At 49.7% G+C, this 18,649-nt stretch carries 18 protein-coding genes and 3 tRNA genes; 8 read left to right on the top strand and 13 right to left on the bottom strand.

The features are described 5' to 3' along the window. Positions 1 to 11 precede the first annotated feature (11 nt). Complete coding sequence (locus HA49_RS10945; RefSeq protein ID WP_038023270.1) at positions 12 to 554, bottom strand: GNAT family N-acetyltransferase; 543 nt, start codon at positions 552 to 554, stop codon at positions 12 to 14. Between the two features lie 260 nt (positions 555 to 814). On the opposite strand from HA49_RS10945, the gene HA49_RS10940 reads away from it, so the two are divergent. Beyond that, a complete protein-coding gene (locus tag HA49_RS10940; RefSeq protein WP_038023268.1) occupies positions 815 to 1,885 on the top strand; it encodes an iron-containing alcohol dehydrogenase family protein in 1,071 nt (356 codons plus the stop codon). Positions 1,886 to 1,927: 42 nt separating this feature from the next. Next, the gene (locus tag HA49_RS10935; RefSeq protein WP_038023264.1) at positions 1,928 to 3,232 is read left to right on the top strand and encodes an LLM class flavin-dependent oxidoreductase; all 1,305 of its coding nucleotides are present in this window, start codon (positions 1,928 to 1,930) and stop codon (positions 3,230 to 3,232) included. Between the two features lie 55 nt (positions 3,233 to 3,287). Here the strand turns inward: HA49_RS10935 and HA49_RS10930 are convergent, their stop codons facing one another. From HA49_RS10930 to HA49_RS10905, 6 genes are all read right to left on the bottom strand, one after another. Beyond that, positions 3,288 to 3,983 (bottom strand): ABC transporter ATP-binding protein, encoded by a 696-nt coding sequence (locus tag HA49_RS10930; protein ID WP_038023262.1) that lies wholly within the window; start codon positions 3,981 to 3,983, stop codon positions 3,288 to 3,290. Continuing rightward, entirely contained in the window at positions 3,976 to 4,758 is a 783-nt protein-coding gene (locus HA49_RS10925; RefSeq protein WP_046791745.1) for an ABC transporter ATP-binding protein, read from the bottom strand. Before HA49_RS10925 ends, HA49_RS10930 begins: the two co-directional genes overlap by 8 nt. Then, positions 4,745 to 5,794, bottom strand: a complete 1,050-nt coding sequence (locus tag HA49_RS10920) for a branched-chain amino acid ABC transporter permease (protein ID WP_038023259.1) — start codon at positions 5,792 to 5,794, stop codon at positions 4,745 to 4,747. The genes HA49_RS10925 and HA49_RS10920 overlap by 14 nt, the downstream gene beginning before the upstream one ends. Continuing rightward, entirely contained in the window at positions 5,794 to 6,693 is a 900-nt protein-coding gene (locus HA49_RS10915) for a branched-chain amino acid ABC transporter permease (protein ID WP_038023257.1), read from the bottom strand. Before HA49_RS10915 ends, HA49_RS10920 begins: the two co-directional genes overlap by 1 nt. Positions 6,694 to 6,713: 20 nt before the next feature. Beyond that, entirely contained in the window at positions 6,714 to 7,850 is a 1,137-nt protein-coding gene (locus tag HA49_RS10910) for an ABC transporter substrate-binding protein (protein WP_038023255.1), read from the bottom strand. Between the two features lie 560 nt (positions 7,851 to 8,410). Further along, positions 8,411 to 8,707, bottom strand: coding sequence for a DUF5862 family protein (locus HA49_RS10905; protein WP_038023252.1), 297 nt, complete (start codon positions 8,705 to 8,707; stop codon positions 8,411 to 8,413). Between the two features lie 1,033 nt (positions 8,708 to 9,740). On the opposite strand from HA49_RS10905, the gene HA49_RS21980 reads away from it, so the two are divergent. Beyond that, a complete protein-coding gene (locus tag HA49_RS21980) occupies positions 9,741 to 10,172 on the top strand; it encodes an RcnB family protein (RefSeq protein ID WP_425427720.1) in 432 nt (143 codons plus the stop codon). A gap of 50 nt (positions 10,173 to 10,222) precedes the next feature. Here the strand turns inward: HA49_RS21980 and opgB are convergent, their stop codons facing one another. Beyond that, complete coding sequence (gene opgB, locus HA49_RS10895; RefSeq protein WP_046791744.1) at positions 10,223 to 12,550, bottom strand: phosphatidylglycerol--membrane-oligosaccharide glycerophosphotransferase; 2,328 nt, start codon at positions 12,548 to 12,550, stop codon at positions 10,223 to 10,225. A gap of 661 nt (positions 12,551 to 13,211) precedes the next feature. Here opgB and HA49_RS10890 point away from each other — a divergent pair. Further along, a complete protein-coding gene (locus tag HA49_RS10890) occupies positions 13,212 to 14,417 on the top strand; it encodes an MFS transporter (protein ID WP_038023250.1) in 1,206 nt (401 codons plus the stop codon). Between the two features lie 30 nt (positions 14,418 to 14,447). Here the strand turns inward: HA49_RS10890 and HA49_RS10885 are convergent, their stop codons facing one another. Then, complete coding sequence (locus HA49_RS10885) at positions 14,448 to 14,906, bottom strand: YbaK/EbsC family protein (protein WP_038023247.1); 459 nt, start codon at positions 14,904 to 14,906, stop codon at positions 14,448 to 14,450. 190 nt (positions 14,907 to 15,096) lie between these two features. Here HA49_RS10885 and HA49_RS10875 point away from each other — a divergent pair, with 190 nt between their 5' ends. Next, a complete protein-coding gene (locus HA49_RS10875) occupies positions 15,097 to 15,381 on the top strand; it encodes a DUF1435 domain-containing protein (RefSeq protein WP_038023244.1) in 285 nt (94 codons plus the stop codon). A 122-nt stretch (positions 15,382 to 15,503) separates the two neighbouring features. Here the strand turns inward: HA49_RS10875 and HA49_RS10870 are convergent. The 4 genes from HA49_RS10870 to rsmC all read right to left on the bottom strand — a co-directional run bounded on the left by HA49_RS10870 (position 15,504) and on the right by rsmC (position 16,997). Continuing rightward, a tRNA-Leu gene (locus HA49_RS10870) sits at positions 15,504 to 15,590 on the bottom strand. A gap of 27 nt (positions 15,591 to 15,617) precedes the next feature. Continuing rightward, positions 15,618 to 15,704, bottom strand: a tRNA-Leu gene (locus tag HA49_RS10865). 31 nt (positions 15,705 to 15,735) lie between these two features. Beyond that, positions 15,736 to 15,822, bottom strand: a tRNA-Leu gene (locus HA49_RS10860). 143 nt (positions 15,823 to 15,965) lie between these two features. Continuing rightward, a complete protein-coding gene (gene rsmC / locus HA49_RS10855) occupies positions 15,966 to 16,997 on the bottom strand; it encodes a 16S rRNA (guanine(1207)-N(2))-methyltransferase RsmC (RefSeq protein WP_038023241.1) in 1,032 nt (343 codons plus the stop codon). 105 nt (positions 16,998 to 17,102) lie between these two features. On the opposite strand from rsmC, the gene HA49_RS10850 reads away from it, so the two are divergent. Genes HA49_RS10850 through yjjG form a run of 3 tightly spaced genes read left to right on the top strand, consistent with a single transcriptional unit; the run spans position 17,103 to position 18,633 of the window. Further along, entirely contained in the window at positions 17,103 to 17,513 is a 411-nt protein-coding gene (locus HA49_RS10850) for a DNA polymerase III subunit psi (RefSeq protein ID WP_038023239.1), read from the top strand. Further along, positions 17,485 to 17,925 carry a ribosomal protein S18-alanine N-acetyltransferase gene (rimI, locus tag HA49_RS10845; RefSeq protein ID WP_038023238.1) on the top strand — a complete coding sequence of 147 codons (441 nt, stop codon included), beginning with the start codon at positions 17,485 to 17,487 and terminating at the stop codon, positions 17,923 to 17,925. The genes HA49_RS10850 and rimI overlap by 29 nt, the downstream gene beginning before the upstream one ends. Positions 17,926 to 17,952: 27 nt before the next feature. Next, positions 17,953 to 18,633 carry a pyrimidine 5'-nucleotidase gene (gene yjjG / locus HA49_RS10840; protein ID WP_038023235.1) on the top strand — a complete coding sequence of 227 codons (681 nt, stop codon included), beginning with the start codon at positions 17,953 to 17,955 and terminating at the stop codon, positions 18,631 to 18,633. Positions 18,634 to 18,649 lie beyond the last annotated feature (16 nt).

The following is an 18,649-nucleotide window of genomic DNA, read 5'->3' as shown; positions in this document are numbered from 1 at the left end:
ATGTTCTCCGGTTATTTTATTCCGTCAACAGGCACCTGACGTGTCAGCCAGCGCTGATGGGCGGCTTCATCCAGGACTTTTTTCATATACAACGTAATGTGGCCTTTGCCCAGGTTAGCCTGGTGCATGGGCACGAAGCCTCGCTTCTGATACATCTCAATCAGCCACGGATGGTTGGTCGCAGTTCCCAGAGAAACCGCCGGAGCACGCAGCTGGCCTGTCAAAATTTCCTGCTCCAGCAGTTGCAGTATTTTACTGCCATAGTGCTTGCCGGGATGCTCCGGATGGGCAGCAAACCAGCCGATATGCGGCAAACCAAAGGGGCCGGGCAGCGGGCCCCATGGATAACGGATAGTGACGGAAGCGACCATCTGGTCATGCTGGTAAAGTCCGTAAACCCCATGATTTTGCAGGTGTAGCAGGGCTTTTTCACGATTCGTGGTGGCGGCATCGAAGTGGATTCCCATCGATATTGTTGGCGCATAGGCGGCCAGCACCAGTGCAAGATAGCTGTCTACCTCGTCGTCTTTGACCTGGCGGAAAGTAAGGCTCATGGGTTATTTCCGGGATTATGAAAAAGAAAGAGTATAACAAAGCGTGGGGGAGAGAGATTAACAGTAAAGTGAACCGCAGCTATATATAAAAAAGGTATAAGCTAATTCCATTTTGGAAAGTCAGTCAGGCCGCTTTTCATTGCGTAAATAGCCAGTTACCGTAGACTATACTGCATCTCCGGTGTACCCCTGCCAGGGGTACTTCAGCTCAGTTACCATCGTACGTCGGTGGTCTGCAATAGTGTGTTCAGGGTGACCCCGTGTTAGCAATCAAATCTCCAAGTGGTTATTTTCAGGAGCCCGGTCTGCGTACTCAAACCGGAAGCTATCTGAAGGCTTTTTCCTCCGAAGTTCGCATTATTAGTTCCCCGGCGGCCTGGAAGGCGGTCAATCCTGAACTGAGTCATAGCCTGGAAGAGCAGGGTATTCGCTGGCAACTGGAATATCTGAACGGAGAATGTACTCAGCAGGCGATTGATACTCTTCAACAAAATTTACTGGCGCAGGGCGCCGGAGTGTTGCTGGGTATTGGTGGTGGCCGTGTGATGGATGCGGCAAAAGCCGCGGGGGCTGCGGTTCCGGAAGTCAAAGTGGTAAACATGCCTACTCTGGCGGCGACCTGTGCCGCCTGGTCCCCGGTCAGTATCATTTATAATGATCAGGGCGGTCATTTGCGCAGTCAGTTATTGCCCGCCATGCCGGAACTGGTGCTGGTCGACAGCGAGGTCATTGCCCGCTCTGATGTTCGTTACCTGAAGGCGGGTATGGTGGATGCGTTGGCGAAATTGTTCGAGTTCCGTCCTTACCAACTCAATAATCCGGACAACCTGTCGCTGCAACTGAAAATACTGCCGGCACAGCAGGCGCTGGAAATATTTAAACAGTATGGTGATCAGGCCATTGTTGATAACCAGGCCGGGGTGGTCACTCCGGCACTGATTAAAGTGATTGAGGCCAACATCGTCTATGCCGGACTGTCAAACAGCGTACGCGATACTCTGGCGACTCCCGGATTTGCCCATGCTATCCATAACCGGCTGACTCATCAGCCGGAACTGCATCACTGGTTGCATGGTGAAAAAGTCGGTTTCTGCCTGCTGATTCAGTCACTGATTGAAAATAATGGTCAGGCTGATGCAGAGCTGGTGGAATTACTGCAACGTTACTCTGCACCATTGAAACTTCCGGCATTCACGGAGGACCGGAAAGCGGTCATCCGTACCCTGGCGGGCGCAGTACGCTTCCCGGAACGCAGCGCCGCTATGCTGCCGTTTGAGATTTCACCAGCCTCGCTGGAAAAGGCTTTTTTACTGGCCGATACCCTTTTTTAACCACCGCTGTGCGGTGATGAATGTGACAAACAGGAATGATAAATGGACAGTTCAACAACTCAGCGTCGTCTTCGTCTTGGCCTCTTTGTTCAGCCCGTGGGACATCATGTCAGTGGCTGGCGGTTAACCGAAAACCTTGGTTCACCGACCGATATCGACTGGCTGATTACTCTGGCGAAAAAGGCCGAAGCAGGGACCTTTGATCTGTTTTTTGTCGGTGACGCACTGGCAACCAGTATGTATCGTCTGCCTTCTACCATGGCACGCCTGGAACCGCTCACGCTGCTGTCTGCGCTGGCGGTAAATACCCGGCGGATTGGTCTGGCGGCAACCGCATCGACCACTTTCAGCGATCCCTTTACTCTGGCCCGCAGTTTTTCCTCGCTGGATCATATCAGCCGGGGACGTGCCGCCTGGAATGTCGTGACCTCGTTCTCTACCGATGTGGCGCGTAATTTCAGCCGTGAAGATATGCCTGACCACGCGCAGCGTTACGGACGTGCCCGCGAATTTCTTGAGGTGGCTGACAAGTTATGGGCTGGTTGGGAAGAGGGCGCGGTACAGCCGGATCCTGCCAGTGGCCGCTATTTTATAGATGAAAAAATTAAGCCGATCGATCATCAGGGAGAACACTTCCAGGTGCAGGGGCCGCTAAATATTACCCGTTCGCCTCAGGGACGTCCGGTGATTATTGAAGCGGGCTCCTCTGCAGACGGCCAGAAACTGGCCGCGGAAACGGCCGAAGTGGTGTTTACTGCCGCGGCCAGCCTGGAAGAAGCTCAGACATTCTATCGTTCACAAAAAGATCAGGTGATTGCTGCCGGCCGTAATCCTGATCATGTAGTCATTATGCCAGGGGTGATGCCGATTGTTGGCCGGACCCGTGAAGAAGCTAAAGCATTGTGGAAAGAGCTGAATACGCTGGTGGATATTGATAACGGATTGCGCCAGCTTTCATTACGGTTTGGTATGGATCTGTCGACTTATCCGCTGGACGGTCCGGTGCCAGAAGTTCCTCTGGGCGAAGGTAATCAGAGCCGGGTGAAACTGATGACCGATATGGCAAAACGCGAAAACCTGACCTTACGTGAACTGGCCGCCATTGCTGCCGGGTCCCGTGGCCACCGCGTGATTGTCGGGACGGCGGAAGATATTGCCGATGATTTCCAGTTGTGGCTGGAGCAGGGCGGAGCCGATGGCTTCAATGTGATGCCGGCGATTATGCCTGAGCAACTGGATCTGTTTATCGAACTGGTGATCCCGGAATTGCGTCGTCGTGGCCTGTTCCACGAAGATTATGAGTTTGCCACTCTGCGTGAAAACCTCGGATTGCCGGTGGTAGGTTAATTTTGTCTGACGGAGTCAGGCAGCCGGTGTGGACGTCAACCACACCGGCGTACTCTCAGGCCCCCAGATACATCTTTTTCACTTCCGGATTTTTCAGAATATCCTGCGCATCGCCGGACAACACAATTTTGCCGTTTTCCAGCACATAGGCTCGGTCAGCGATCCTTAGTGCTGCGGTGGCATTCTGTTCAACCAGCAAAATAGTGATATTGTCTTCCCGCAACTGGCGAATAGTGGCAAATAACTCGCCGACTATCTTAGGTGCCAGTCCGAGGCTGGGCTCATCCAGCATCAGTAACACTGGCTCGCTCATCAGTGCCCGGGCAATGGCCAGCATTTGCTGTTCGCCACCGCTCATGGTGCCCGCCATCTGAGTGCGGCGTTCCTTCAAACGCGGAAACAGTTCAAACATCCGGTCTCGTAGTACGGTAAAACTGGCCAGATTATTGTAGGCACCCATCTTCAGGTTTTCTTCAATCGTCAGATTGGTAAATACCTTTCGGCCTTCCGGTACCAGCGCCAGCCCTTTACGCACAATATTGTGGGTCTGGCTGCGGGAGATATCCTCATTAAGAAAACTGACCGAACCGGTCGATTTCACCATATTGATAATCCCGTTCAGGGCCGAGGTTTTACCTGCGCCATTACTGCCAATCAGGGTAACAATTTCCCGATCATTGACCTGTAAATCGATGCCTTTTAGTCCCTGAATCATGCCATAAAATACTTTTAGCTCGCGGGCATTAAGCATAACTGAGGTCTCCCAGATAAGCGGCAATCACTTCCGGATGGTTAATGGCCTCTGACATCAGCCCGCTGAATAAGGGTTTGCCATATTCAAGGACCATCACGCGTTCGCAGAGCGCATTAACAAAAGGCATATCATGTTCGATTAATAACACACTGAGCTGATAGTCTTTGCGCATCCGGAAAATTAATTGTGCCAGGTCTTCGGTTTCTTTGGGGTTCATCCCGGCGGCAGGTTCGTCAAGTAACAGCAGTTTTGGCGACGTTGCCAGGGCGCGGGCAATTTCCACTTTACGTTGGTTACCATAACTGAGGTTTGTCGCCTGCATATTGGCAAAATCAGCAATGCCGATATAGTCGAGCAGTGCCAGGGCTTTTTCCCGACTATGACGTTCCGCGGAGAAAAAGCGCCCGATACGTAATGCGGCTTCTGCCAGTGAATAACGGCTGGTGCGGTCCAGTCCAATCATCACGTTTTCCAGTACGGTCATCGAATTAAACAGGCGAATATTCTGGAAGGTCCGGGCAATTCCCCGTGCCACTACCTGGTTCGGTTTTAGCCCGGTCAGGGGTTTTCCGGCCAGTACCACTTCGCCGGAGGTCGCCCGGTAATTGGTCGTGATAATGTTAAACATGGTGGTTTTACCCGCCCCGTTGGGTCCGATCAGACCGAAAATCTCAGCTTCTCTGACCTGAAAGCTGACATTGTCGATGGCCTTCAACCCCCCAAACTGAATACTGACATTTTTTACGTCAAGGATGACTTCAGGACTTTCCATGGCGCTTTCTCCCCGGACGAATTTGCCAGATCTCTTTCTTGCCCAGTAAACCTTCCCGGGCAAACAACATGATAATTAACAGGATCAGTGAAAATACCACCATCCTTAAGCCAGGATAGGAGCCGAGGTCATAACCAAACAGGTTCAGTGGCTGATCCAGGAAACGTAGCCATTCACCACTGCCAATCACAATAATCGTTCCGAGGATAGCGCCGGTAGTACTGCCGAGGCCGCCGAGAACGATGATAATTAACAGCTGGAAGGTCAGCATAAAATCAAACAGCCCCGGAGAGATGGTGGTCAGCAACGAAGCCAGCAAACCGCCGCCGATACCTTCGAAAAAGGCACTGGTAGCAAATGCACAGGTCTTAATCCGGAAGGTATTCACTCCCATGGCAATCGCCGCATCTTCGTCATCACGAATCGCTTTCATCATCCGGCCATATTTGGAACTGACCAGTTGCAGAATGATCCCTGTTGAAATGAGCGCCGCCAGTCCGCACCAGAACAGCAGGTGGGGTTGCTGAGGAATATCACTCAGGCCAATGGCTCCATTGGTGATCTGTGGGTTATTAATTGCCAAAATTTTAATGATAAAGCCGAAACCCAGAGTGACGATGGCCAGGTAGTCTCCCCGCACCCGGAACACCGGAAACGCCAGACAGACTGCCAGTACCGCGGAACATACTCCGCTAATCAGTAAGGCTGGCAAAAAACTGGTATGCAGTGCGAGAATGAACTGGCTGGGAGAAGCCATCTCATACATGTCCAGTTTACTGTCACTGGTCAGCAACAGTATCGAGGTGACATAGGCCCCTACCGCCACAAAACCGTTCGGTTCCAGCGACAGTTGTCCTGTTACCCCATTGATCAGGTTATAACTGACGGCCAGAATCATAAAAATAAAAATCGTGCTGATAACCCTGATAATGTAGTCATTAAACAGGGCGTTAATGGCAAATAACAACCCAATACCGACGGCAATGATTAGCAGGTTGCGGGCCACAGAGGCCGGAGCAGAAGTCGCTATTTTCATCAGAAACGGCTCCTTTCTAAACGTTCATCACCCATAATCCCGACAGGGCGGAATAGCAGAACCAGAATCAGGAACATAAAGGCAAAGGCATCTTTATAACCCCCCAGTTCCGGGAACAGTGCCACAGCGACAACTTCAGTAAAGCCGAGAATAAAGCCACCCAGTACCGCGCCGGTGACACTGCCAATTCCACCCAGCACTGCGGCTGCAAAGGCTTTCAGGCCGATTAATACCCCCATTAACGGATCGATAGTCGGATAGCTGATGGCATAAAATACCCCACCCAGGGCCGCCAGGCTGCTGCCAAGCGCAAATACCAGCGAAATGATCCGGTTGGCGTCAATGCCCATCAGGCGGACAGTGTTCACATCGAAAGCCACCGCGCGAATAGCCATGCCGTATCGGGTGCGATACAGTAACCAGAGAATGGCACACAGCAATAACACAGTAATCACCGGAACCAGCCAGGCGACATTGGTAATGGTGATGCCACCCGGATTGATGGTCCGGTTAAAGAAATCCGGGGCCGAAAAGAAGCGGGTACTGCCACCGAACAGGACATTAAACAGATTTTCGAGGAAAAAACTGACACCGATAGCGGTGATTAGCATTGAGATTTTCGATGCATTGCGCAGGGGGCGATATGCCACCCTGTCAATCAGCATTCCGAACAGACCACACAACATCAGCGTGAGGAATATGGCTACCCAAAAGGGTAGCCCGAGTGAAGAGAACAGAAATAACGTCAGGAAGGCACCTACCATCATGACATCAGCATGAGCAAAGTTAATTAAGCGCAATACGCCGTAGACCATGGTATAGCCGATGGCGATTAGAGCGTACATACCTCCCAGGCTCATCCCATTGACGACCTGCTGCAGAAAAATGGCACCATCCATTGCTGTCTCCTTATTAAAAACTATGGATTAACCACAGTTTTAAATACCAGTTTTCCGTCCTTCACTTCATTGATGACTGCACTGCGGATAGCATCGCCATTTTTCAGAGTCAGAGTTCCGGTAATACCTTCATAGTCTTTGGTGGCGCGAATTTTATCGTTCACACAACTACGGTCGTGGGCATCGCTACACTGGTTCATCGCATTGACGATGACGTTATAAGCATCTGCGGTCATCGCGCCCCAGGTATGGGTAGGTTGTTTGTATTTATCTTCCCAGGCTTTAATAAATTTTTCGCCTTCAGGAGTTTGTTGTTTCGCGGTAGGTGAGTAGTAGTCGGTAGTCATATAGCCATTCACTGCATCTTTACCCACCTCGAAGAATACCGGGTCAGCGGCCAGACCATCGCCACCCACGACAGGTTTCTTCAATCCAAGTTGCTGAGACTGAACGGCGATCAACGCTCCTTCGGTATAATAGATAGGCATGTAGATCATATCCGGATCTTTGGCTTTCACGCTGGATAGCTGGGCTTTAAAGTCTTTACTGCCGGTAGGTGCCTGTACCTCGATAACGATTTTTCCGCCATTTTTAACAAACTGATTGCGGAAGGCTTTTGCCAACCCAACGGAATAGTCATTGCTGCTGTCAAATACGATAGCCGCGGTTTTGGCGTGAAGGTCCCGTGATGCCAGGTTTGCGCCCACTACCCCCTGAAAACTGTCGGAAAAGCATACTCGGCTGACATAGGGGTGGTTGCGGGTAACACGATCATTGGTCGCGGTAGGGGAGACAATCGGGGTTTTACTGTCATCGGCAATTTTTACCATGGCCAGAGTGTTGGTAGAGGTGACTTCACCGATCACCGCATCGACTTTATCGCTGGAAACCAGACGCTGCATAGCATTTGCCGCTTCGACTTTGTCGCTCTTATCATCAATCACAATCAGCTTAATCGTATCGCCATTTTTCAGTTTGGGCGTTAGCGACTGAATTACTTCTAATCCTTTCTGCGAAGGCTGACCGTAACCACTTAATGCTCCGCTCAGTGGCAGGACAACACCAATTTTAATTTCATCAGCATGGACTGCAAAGCTGCCTGCCAGTGCAGAGACCATTAATGCAGCGACAGATAATTTCCCACCAAAGCTTTTCATAGTTACCTCATCATCCGTTTATATAAGTTGTTTAAGACGTTTACAGGTACAACAGTTGAAACAGGGAAATCGACAGCTGACAAAATATCCCACAGGTCATTCATATCAGTATGCGGATCCTACAGACCGGAACAGCACTGATTTCTGCGGTTCTTCAAGGCAGTAGCCGAATGTTGCAAAATGCTTCACACTAGCCAAAGCAAGTTACATGCCATTTTTTAATGAAACAAAATGCAGTAAATATGTCTGCGGGTTAATGTGTGTTGCACTAATGTGAAGATTATAGTCATCGCTATGGTGCAATAGGTTTTTTTGCTGAACTCTTTTAGTGCAATGTGACGGCGGTAAATATTTTGGGTTGGGGGGATGACCGTAAACAGTGCAGGGCATCAAAAAAGAGCCGGCAAACAGAGTGAACGGAGAAAATAAAAGGAAAAGCAGAGAACAAAAAGTGGGAGGGAGCTTTAACCCGGCCGGGGATATTTGTAATAAATATTAAATGGCATAGGACAGCGGCAGAAAGAGAGTAACCAGGTTACTCTCTTAAACTGAATGATTAATTACATTTTACGGTAGGTTTCAATATAGGCCTGAGCTTTTTCGTAGCCAAGTATCCCCCCATATAAATAGCCACCAATTCCTGCGCCAACTGCAGAAGCGGTTAAACCGACTAACTGGGCGATACCGCCGACGATCCAGCCACCCGCTCCGCCATATTTACCTCCCACCGCCGCCCCGGTACCGAAACCGTCAATGGCACCAAGAATCGATCCCCAGAAGGCTCCCGCCATATCACCATCAATAAGGCCACCGGCACCGGAAACGGAGGCTGATTCTGTAAAGGTTAATTCCTTCATATTAATACTCCCTGTTTATTTTAAGCTGAGTTATTCCCTGATGAGATGAGCATACACTTTTGACAGAACAAAATAATGCCATTGAGTGGTCACTCCGGAGTTAAATTCTGCCGGGAGAGACAGCGAAAATATACATGCAACCAGTAGAACATCTAATAAGAATTAACATAATTGTGAGGTGCTTCACGTAAATATTAAGTGCAGTGATATGTTGTTGGGAATAATGCATTATTATGTTCAACTCATTGTAATTAATAATAAGTTCTGGAGTTTATTCGTGATTATTTGGGAGTTTTTTCCGGTTTCATTTAATGGGGGTAAATGCAGGATTTATTGCCTGGTTGTGTTTTTTTACTTTGTAATGACTGATTTTTGAAGCGTTATTAAGAATATTTAGGCAGAATCATTGTCTGTAAAGTCCGGGGTGAGTAATTTAAAATGTTGCCATGTATATGGAGGATGCAGGTGTTCAGGTGTTCAGGTGTTCAGGTGCAAGGATAGCTGTGTTCGGATGTCGGTACCTCTTCATTATCGGGAGATCTCATCTCCTTTGAAACTGAGACAAGCTGTGGACAATGGGCAATCCGTTCAGTCTATACGCCTGCCTGAGGCAAGGTGGTGCTGAGGCAGGTTGCCGTAAGCAGATAGTCTTTTCAACGATTATCGGGATTTTTGGGCTGATGATTTAATCTAAAAATCTATAAAACGGGTGAAACAACTTAAAGTAGGTGATAAGTCGCTAATGGGAGGTTGCCATGGGTTTTATCACTGAATTTTTTAAAAAAAATGAGTTCAGGATGTGCTGATAAATCCGGGTTTTCTGCGCCCGGATCTGTAATTATTGTGTCGTATGGTGTATTTTTCACCGCTCAGAAACGATTTTTGATAGTTTGAGATATTATGTCACAGATGAGTAGGGGAAAAAGTACCTTAATACTGTTCTACTTATCGGCTGATAAATCAGTGTGCAATTGCAGCACAATTGTTGTCTCCTGTACTGTGGGTTACGGGAAACGTTTGCCAGGGAGTAATTATGCGTAAGCCGTTAGTTTTAGTCTCATCTGTCCTCCTGATGTCAGTGAGTTTATTAAGCGGGTGTTCTTCGTCCACGAAGCAAGCCTCAGAGGCTCCGGTGACCACTGAAGCGCCAGTTGTAGATGCAAACCAGCCTGCACCAGAGGTCGCGGCTCCGGCTCCGGCTCCGGCAGCAGAACCAGAGACTAAATTTGCAGACCCGCTGGAAAAAAGTTCAGTATTTGGTGATTTCCGCCATTACAAAATAGGCGACATTATTCCTCCGCTCTACCGGACGAAGACTTACAACATCTCTAAATGGCAGCTGAGAAAAATCCCTGCGCCAACAGCCGGCAGTCACTGGACTTACTTCGGTGGTGATTATGTGCTGATTAGCGATGAAGATGGAAAAATTCTGCGTATTTTCTCTGGCGAAATTATCTATCGTTAACATTGCCGTGACAGAGGAAGATGGCCGCAGACCAATGCGGCCATCTTCTGTTATTCTGGGAGTGGTTTATCCTCTGGCTCTGCACGGGTCTCCCCGCTGATAATCTGTAACGACTTCATACCTACACCCAGTTTTCTTGGGTCCTGCCCGATAATATTATTCAGCATACTTTCAACAGGTGCCGGTGGAGTAATGACCAGCGTTGGGCTGTTGCTGTGGCGGGTAAATTGCAGTGAATAGTCAGCCAGCTCCCCGGTAGGAGTAAAGCTGTGTTGTTCACCCCCCACACTGACGGTGACCGGTTTACCGATATTCGGCCCATAGCCTTTTGCCACGATGTGTAACGTAAATTCATCCGGTAATGGGCGGGTGTAGTTAATGGTAACCACCGGAGCCAGATTGGCATTTGACCAACGTCCCCAACTTTCCGCGCGTGATAAACCACTGTAGCTGGCGACGGACTGTGGAGCACCAGGCAGATAGAACAGGTAACTGTCAGACGGATAGCGGATATCATTATCAGGCACCTGTAACTGCTGCAGCGTCTGACGATAGGTATCCTCTGAGATGACTGCCGGGGTAAAGGCCACATTGCCCTGGTAATTTCCGCGGCCGATTTCTGTGACCCGGGGTTTACCTCCCAGTTCACCTGTGGTGTAACATAACGCATCTGACAAGGCGAGGTTCGGAGCCCATAACCGGCCAGCCTTATAGCATCTGTCAAACCAGACAAATTTATCTCCGGCTGCAAATTTACTCAGACGTGAAGTTAATGTTTCGGCATATACCCCTTCCGGGATCGGTTCGACTTTGTCGTTGCCCACTTTTATCAGTACCGGCAGACGGAAGGTGGATCCGGAAAAGCTCAGGGTGTTTTTTTGCTGATCGACAGTAAACCGGTCAATGCGCCGCGGGAAATTCCATAACTGGATGATGTCCGGTTTCCACGCGTTGATCTTGCGGGGCAGGTCAGTAAATATTTCGGATAATGAGGTTCCTGACAGGCTGCTTCGCCCCAGACCAATAAAATTATCACCACCCAGAATATCAAGTACGGTCGCACCGTTATCCATCGTGCTGCGTTTACGGTTGATCTCTGTGGTTTCAGGCTTATCACCACGAATAATAAAAAAGCTATCGTGGCGTGGATGCTTGATCAGGTAACGATAAGCGGTGTTATTCATCGCCAGATGGTCTGATCCCACCACGATAATAGTATTTTTAAACCACGGTGAGCTTTTTATCCGCGCAATAAGACGGGCAATGTGTTCCTGAGAACAGGAAACTGCACTAAACGACAGGTTATTTTTTCCGTCATAAGGGTAGGTTTTGCGCTGGCAGGTCGCCGAGATAAAGCCGTCCGGGTGGTGGGTATCTACGGTCAGCGCGAATAATGCAAATCGTTGTTTTTCCCGGGATAACTGTTGGTACTTCTCGAAAACTTTATCCAGAACCGTATCATCATAAAATCCCCAGTTATTCCGGTAGTCTGGATTTGTCACCTGAGATTTCAGTTCTTCAGAACCTTCAAGATGTTGCGCGTCAAACCCGTGGGATTTGAGAAACACATCTTTACCGCCGAACCGGAGGTCAGCACCCTGCAGGAACCAGTTCTGGTAGCCTGAGTTTTTCAGTATATCCCCGAGGCAAATATTTTGCGGATAGAAGCTGGATAATGATGACGATGCGTTACCTTCAAAGGGGGCAAACAGTGGAATACCACACTGAGAGGCGACCATACCCGCGATGGTATAATCGGTGCCCGGTAACTGAGCGGTTCGGGTGAAATCGATGCCGGAGTTCATCTGTTGTGACAATTCCGGAGCCAGGTCAGGAAAGGCTTGCTGATCGAAATAGGTACGTTCCAGACTTTCTGCGTAGATATACACCAGGTTCAGCGAGGGGTTTTCAATCTTTGCCGCAGGGACTTTAAAATAATCATCAAAATCTGAGCCATCTTTGCCTGTATGTGACGTAATAATCTCTTTAACCTGATAGTACGCCGGGCTGGTATTGATCGACAACAGGGCCAGTACACAGGCCAGCAGGCTCCAGCCTAAATGGTGTTGTTGGTCTTTTTTGTACAGCAGCCAGCCCAAAGCGCAAAACAAGGCGATGAAGAGCAGGATCAGTCCTGCTGCCGGCAGAATGTATTTAGCGGTGCCGGCACCGGTCAGGCTGCTGGTCAGGGTATAGATGACTGCATCGGTGATGCCATTACCGGTAAAGTAGTCACTGGCAAATAAAACCGCGTTAAGCAGCAGGAAAATCATCAGCAACAACAGCATCAGGATAAACCACAGGCGATGCCGTCCGGCTTTACGCGAATAAAGGAACACTGACGCAATAAAAAGTCCGAATGAAACAATGACTGACACTACCTGGCTCTCCTGATAAAGAAATAACGACAGATGGACGGATTCCGTCGCCAGACATTCTGCCGCAGAGGATGAATCTGCTTACTGGCTGAGATGCCTGTTGTTACGCCTTAACTCTGTTGGTGACCTGCTGCAAAATGGTCATCAGTATTATTCCGGGATAATTCACAAAAAACTGTCATACCAATGTCATGCTGGCAGGATAGAGTAATAACATTGCTGACCCAATCACTTGCTGGCCATACCCGCGACACTAAAAATCAGTGTCGTTGCTAACTATTTGATATTTTTCTGAATGTATTTTTTTGTGCCGAAGAATAAGTATAAAACACAATCCGTCACTTGTGATGATATTTCCGGACGAATTGAGATCTGCCTGCAGATTGCAGGGAGATATCTGTGATGCTGGTCAGTGTATTCTGAGGCGTTCAATAGCATTCCGGCAGTTATTGTTACGCGTGCCCACTTCCTTCACGACATAATTATTTACATCTCATTGACATTTCTGACAAATACTCACCTTCAGCTTCTGTTGTGAAATGCTATAAAAATAGTATTAACAAAAAAATAACCTCACCTCTTCCCTCTTGTTATCCGCGTTACTCTGGCTTTCCTGCCGACAGGTACAGTCTTGGCTAACGTGCTGAAAAGGATAAATAATATGTTTCACTGGACGCCAACTCAGCGTAATGTCGCCTTTGCCAGCTTTATTAGCTGGACTCTGGATGCGTTTGATTTTTTTATTCTGGTATTTGTACTGAGCGATCTGGCTCAGTATTTTCATAACACTATCACTGATGTATCACTCTCTATTATGCTTACTTTGGCGGTCAGACCTGTCGGTGCGCTGATATTCGGTCGTCTGGCTGAAAAATTTGGCCGCCGTCCGATTCTGATGGTCAACATCGTTATGTTTTCGGTGTTTGAACTGTTGTCAGCCTGGTCACCCACCTTCGGTGCGTTCCTGACTTTCCGCGTGATCTACGGGATTGCGATGGGGGGAATCTGGGGTGTAGCCTCGTCGCTGGCGATGGAAACCATTCCGGATCGTTCCCGGGGTTTGATGTCAGGGATTTTTCAGGCGGGATATCCGTGTGGTTATCTGCTGGCTTCTGTCATCTTCGGTCTGCTGTATAATCTCATTGGCTGGCGTGGAATGTTTATGGTGGGGGCATTGCCTATCCTGCTATTGCCATTCATCTATTTTAAAGTGCCTGAATCTCCGGTGTGGCTGGCCTCCAAAGCCCGTGCAGAAAGCCACGCTCTGTTGCCGGTCATTAAGCAGAATGCCAAACTATGCTGTTATCTGGTCCTGCTGATGGCCTGTTTTAACTTCTTTAGCCACGGTACTCAGGATCTTTATCCAACCTTCCTCAAGGTCCAGCATCAGTTTGATGCGCATACCGTCAGTATCATTGCTATCTGCTATAACATCGCGGCGATGTTGGGCGGTGTTTGCTTTGGTCTGTTGTCTGAGAAAATTGGTCGCAAGAAAGCCATAATGCTCGCCTCGGCGCTGGCATTACCGGTACTGCCGTTATGGGCCTTCTCTTCCGGTTCCTGGATGATTGGTCTGGGCGCATTTTTAATGCAGTTTATGGTGCAGGGCGCCTGGGGCGTTATCCCGACCTGGCTGACCGAATTGGTCCCCTCGACTGCCCGTGCCGTCCTGCCTGGCTTCGTCTATCAACTGGGAAATCTGATTGCTTCCGTGAATGCGACACTGCAGTCTAAAATTGCGGCGACTCATGGCGGAAATTATGGTCTGAGTATGGCTATCGTGGCGGGGACAGTGGCGGTGCTTATCTGCTTACTGACTGCGTTTGGCCGTGAAACCCGGGGGATCAGGATCTCAGGTGAGGATTGATGCCGGCGGCGGTCATCACCGCCAGCTTTTTTACTGGCAAACGTCAACCCAACTGGCGTTTGTCAGTTCTGCCATCCGTTGCGGAGAGATTCTGACCGCACTATGGGTGGCTCCCGCCGCAGGCAGCACTTCATCAAACGCCTGTAAAGAGACATCACAGTAGACTGTTAACGGATTTTCCAGCCCGAAAGGGCAGACACCACCCACCGGATGTCCGGTGGCATTGATCACCTCATCGACACTCAGCATCCGCGCTTTGGCGCCCAGAGTATCTTTCAGTTTTTTATTATCCAGTCGCGCGTCGCCACGCATCACAATCAGCACTATCGCCTGTTTTACTTTCAGAGACAGGGTCTTGGCTATCTGGCCTGGAGTGACACCATGAACCCGTGCTGCCATATCGACCGTCGCGGTACTTTCCGTGGTTTCAATCACTTCAATATCAGGGGCATGCTCAGCAAAAAACTGCTGTACCGACTGCAGACTCATGTTTATCTCCGGGAATTATTCAGCATTAAAAATTGCCATAAGCCAGCAGTGCTGTAAACGCCTGCCCCGTGAATTCCGCCGCGTAGCGGTCAAAAAAGCAGTTTTTTGTGTCACAAACGTAAAAAAGCTGGAAAATGACAATTGTTATCATATGATAGTGAAAATCATTATCATTTTCGGAGCGTAATCGATGGAAGTTGCAATGCTGGCTTCAGGTTCGTTATGGATGTTTAGTTGGGTAATGGGGAAACGACTGGACAGTGGCTGGGGAGTTTTGCTGCCCTGTATCGCGTTACCACTGTTTGCATTGTGGCATCCCGGCTTTGAGCAGTGGCGGATTATTATGCTGACTGCGTTACTCATGACGCTGGTAATGCTGTTTCATCATCGCTTACGCCATTATCTGTTATTGCCTTCGTGCCTGGTCGTGTCTGGCGGGCTCGCGGCAATCATGGTTAATTTTCAGCTAAGCTAAACGGCTGGCAGGAAGAGTTCAGGGAATGGGCTGCAATATATTTACGGAAAGAAGTTCGGGAAAAACTGCCAGGGATGATGTTCTTCAGGGCAGTGTGAGATAGTCAGAGAGGGATGACAACGTGGTGCGAAGAGAGGGACTTGAACCCTCACGTCCGTTAAGACACTAACACCTGAAGCTAGCGCGTCTACCAATTCCGCCACCTTCGCATTGGTTGTCATTTTATATCAGTATCCTGGTGCGAAGAGAGGGACTTGAACCCTCACGTCCGTTAAGACACTAACACCTGAAGCTAGCGCGTCTACCAATTCCGCCACCTTCGCAGTATTCAGGATGATATAAAACTCGTGGTTTTGGTGCGAAGAGAGGGACTTGAACCCTCACGTCCGTTAAGACACTAACACCTGAAGCTAGCGCGTCTACCAATTCCGCCACCTTCGCATACCGTCAATACAGCGTAACTGTATTGTCACCACGGAGGCGCATTTTAGAGGTTTTCCACCCCGCGTCAACTGATATTTGATTGTCGGGGGTGTATTTGCTGTAAAATTCAGCAGCACTGCCAGTTGCTTAGTTAATGCGACTTATTTCGGGCGGTTGCCACGGCCATAGATGCTCCGGTAGACACGGAACCGACCGGTCTGCGCCAGCACTTCATGGTTACCGAAGGTCTCGTCCAGTACCTGCGGGTAGGGTAAGAAGGCATTAGCGACAATCCGTAGTTCACCGCCAGTGTTCAGATGCTTCACTGCACCGCGGATGAGTGCGGTTGCAGCATCCAGGCTGGTTTGCAACCCTTCATGAAACGGCGGATTGGAGATTATCATATCAAACCGGCCGGTCACGTCGGAAAAGACATTGCTGGCAATCACTTCGCCTTCGACATCATTGGCGGCCAGTGTTGCCTGGCTGGCAGCCAGCGCTGCAGCATTGACATCGGTCAGCCACAGCCGAACTTTCGGCGAATGTTTGGCCAGTGTCACAGACAGCACTCCGGCACCACAGCCCACATCCAACACTTTACCTTTAGTGTGCGGAGTAAGGGTTGAAAGCAGTAATGCACTGCCAGCGTCCAGCCCGTCACGGCTGAAGACACCTGGCAGGGTATGAATGGTCAGCCCGTCATACTGATAGTGGTTTGCAAAACTTTCAGCATTGAATGCGGGTTGTTGCTCAAGACGGCCGTGGTACAGACCACAGCGTCTGGCACTATCAATTTTCTCTATCGCAGCCCAGGGAGCCAGCAACGTTTCTGCACTGCGAACACCGCTGCGGTTTTCCCCCACCACGAAAATATCGCTGCCCACCGGCATCAGGGACAGCAGGTTCTGCAACTGGAACTGAGCTTCTGGTTTATTTTTGGGCCAATAATATACCAGGGTGTCACAGCCGTTGACCATTCCGGCTTCAGCCACCAGACTGAAACTGGCATCGTCACCCATCCGCTGACTAAGATTCTGCCAGTGGTGATATTGCTGGGTATGAACTTTGCGGGAAGCGGTCGCCAACTGCGCCGGCAATTCATCCTGCAGGTCCCCGGCAAATAAAACATGACGGGTTTCGAACTCTTCACTGTGGCGCAGTATCACTTCACTGGCCGGTGTATACGCGGACATATTGGCTCCTTATTCTTAAGCCCGACGATTATAGTGGTTTGTTGGCGCATGTACGATGGGTTTGCTAGCATATGCACGCAATCTTCTTACTGACGGACTTAATTCATGACAAGCAGGCGCGACTGGTTGTTACAGCAGATGGGTATCACACAATACCGGCTTCATCATCCCCGGGTGTTACAGGGAGAGGTGGCGGTAAGGTTGCATCCTGATACCCGGCTGGTGATAGTTGCGGCCGAAAATTTGCCCTCTCCACCGAACTTTCTGCGGGATGTTCTGCAAAGCTTAGGGCTTCAGCAACATCAGTCGAGGCTTCTGACCGCCCGTCAGCTTAGTATGCTGCCGGAACCGCTGACCTGCCCGGTCTGGCTGTTGGGTGTCCCGGCCGATAAGCAATATTCGACAGTACAGCTGGTTTCTCCTCCGCTTGCGGAGCTTATTAACAGCAGCGCGGCAAAGCGCAATTTATGGCAACAAATCACTACTTATGACAGTCATTTCTTTTCTCGCGCCTGAAGATCAGGCACAAGCGTTGGCCATCGAGCAGCGTTGCCATGCATTCCCCTGGTCAGCTGAAACTTTCGCCGGAAATCAGGGCGAACGTTATCTGAACTACCGGATTGATGCCGACGGAAAAATGGCCGGTTTTGCGATTACCCAGATAGTGCTGGATGAAGCCTCATTATTTAATATTGCGATCGACCCGGATTTTCAACGCCGGGGGTTCGCGCGCCGTTTACTGGAAACGCTGGCTGAAGAGCTGGTAGCCCGTGGAGTGCAGACGTTATGGTTGGAAGTCAGAGAGTCTAATCTGCCGGCGATCGCGCTTTATGAACAACTTGGTTTTAATCAGGTCTCTCGCAGACCCCGTTATTACCCGACCCCTTCAGGCCGTGAGGATGCTCTCATCATGGCCCTGGTGCTGTAATCTGATTTTTTGCTGGCGGAGACCCCCATGCTGGATACACTGGACTGCATTATTTTTGATGCAGACGAAACGCTGTTTACCTTTGATTCATTCCGTGGCCTGCAACAAATGTTGCAGGGCTATCAGGTGACATTTACCGAACAGGATTATGCCGATTATCAGGCGGTGAATAAACCATTGTGGGTGGAATATCAGGACGGAAAAATCAATGCCACCCAGTTGCAGGTCAGACGTTTTATGCACTGGTCTGCGCGGCTGGATGTGGCCGCGGAACAGTTGAATGACCAGTATTTAGCGACAATGGCCGACATCTGCCAGCCATTGCCAGGTGCTGAAGCATTGCTCAATAGCCTGCGGGGTAAAGTCCGGCTGGCAATTATTACCAATGGTTTTACCCGTTTACAGCAGACCCGCCTGCAGCGCACCGGTTTTAGTGATTACTTCGATGCTCTGGTGATCTCCGAACAACTTGGCATAGCCAAACCGGATCGGGCGATATTTGACTATACCTTGCAACAACTAGGCAATCCTCAGCCTGGCCGGGTGTTGATGGTAGGGGATACCCCGGAGTCAGATATTCTGGGGGGGATCAATGCCGGAATGAAAACCTGTTGGCTGGATCATGGTACCCGCGCTCTGCCAGAGGCGTTGAGGCCTGACTGGCAGGTTAAAAACCTGGCGGAATTACAGGTGCTATTGTCAGCATAGTTTTTACTCTATGGCG

Source organism: Tatumella morbirosei (genome assembly GCF_000757425.2).
In the GTDB taxonomy this organism is placed as follows: domain Bacteria; phylum Pseudomonadota; class Gammaproteobacteria; order Enterobacterales; family Enterobacteriaceae; genus Tatumella; species Tatumella morbirosei.
The sequence above is the reverse complement of the archived record's forward strand: the minus strand, read 5'-3'. Positions and strand labels throughout refer to the sequence as shown.

Bases quoted from the DNA above. Each gene is read 5' to 3' on its own strand.
- HA49_RS10875 (WP_038023244.1), top strand. From the start codon at position 15,097: ATGGAAGTTGCAATGCTGGCTTCAGGTTCGTTATGGATGTTTAGTTGG.
- HA49_RS10915 (WP_038023257.1), bottom strand. From the start codon at position 6,693: ATGGATGGTGCCATTTTTCTGCAGCAGGTCGTCAATGGGATGAGCCTG.
- HA49_RS10885 (WP_038023247.1), bottom strand. From the start codon at position 14,906: ATGAGTCTGCAGTCGGTACAGCAGTTTTTTGCTGAGCATGCCCCTGAT.
- yjjG (WP_038023235.1), top strand. From the start codon at position 17,953: ATGCTGGATACACTGGACTGCATTATTTTTGATGCAGACGAAACGCTG.
- HA49_RS10910 (WP_038023255.1), bottom strand. From the start codon at position 7,850: ATGAAAAGCTTTGGTGGGAAATTATCTGTCGCTGCATTAATGGTCTCT.
- HA49_RS10905 (WP_038023252.1), bottom strand. From the start codon at position 8,707: ATGAAGGAATTAACCTTTACAGAATCAGCCTCCGTTTCCGGTGCCGGT.
- HA49_RS10850 (WP_038023239.1), top strand. From the start codon at position 17,103: ATGACAAGCAGGCGCGACTGGTTGTTACAGCAGATGGGTATCACACAA.
- HA49_RS10930 (WP_038023262.1), bottom strand. From the start codon at position 3,983: ATGCTTAATGCCCGCGAGCTAAAAGTATTTTATGGCATGATTCAGGGA.
- HA49_RS10920 (WP_038023259.1), bottom strand. From the start codon at position 5,794: ATGAAAATAGCGACTTCTGCTCCGGCCTCTGTGGCCCGCAACCTGCTA.
- HA49_RS10890 (WP_038023250.1), top strand. From the start codon at position 13,212: ATGTTTCACTGGACGCCAACTCAGCGTAATGTCGCCTTTGCCAGCTTT.
- HA49_RS10925 (WP_046791745.1), bottom strand. From the start codon at position 4,758: ATGGAAAGTCCTGAAGTCATCCTTGACGTAAAAAATGTCAGTATTCAG.
- rimI (WP_038023238.1), top strand. From the start codon at position 17,485: ATGACAGTCATTTCTTTTCTCGCGCCTGAAGATCAGGCACAAGCGTTG.
- HA49_RS10935 (WP_038023264.1), top strand. From the start codon at position 1,928: ATGGACAGTTCAACAACTCAGCGTCGTCTTCGTCTTGGCCTCTTTGTT.
- HA49_RS21980 (WP_425427720.1), top strand. From the start codon at position 9,741: ATGCGTAAGCCGTTAGTTTTAGTCTCATCTGTCCTCCTGATGTCAGTG.
- rsmC (WP_038023241.1), bottom strand. From the start codon at position 16,997: ATGTCCGCGTATACACCGGCCAGTGAAGTGATACTGCGCCACAGTGAA.
- HA49_RS10945 (WP_038023270.1), bottom strand. From the start codon at position 554: ATGAGCCTTACTTTCCGCCAGGTCAAAGACGACGAGGTAGACAGCTAT.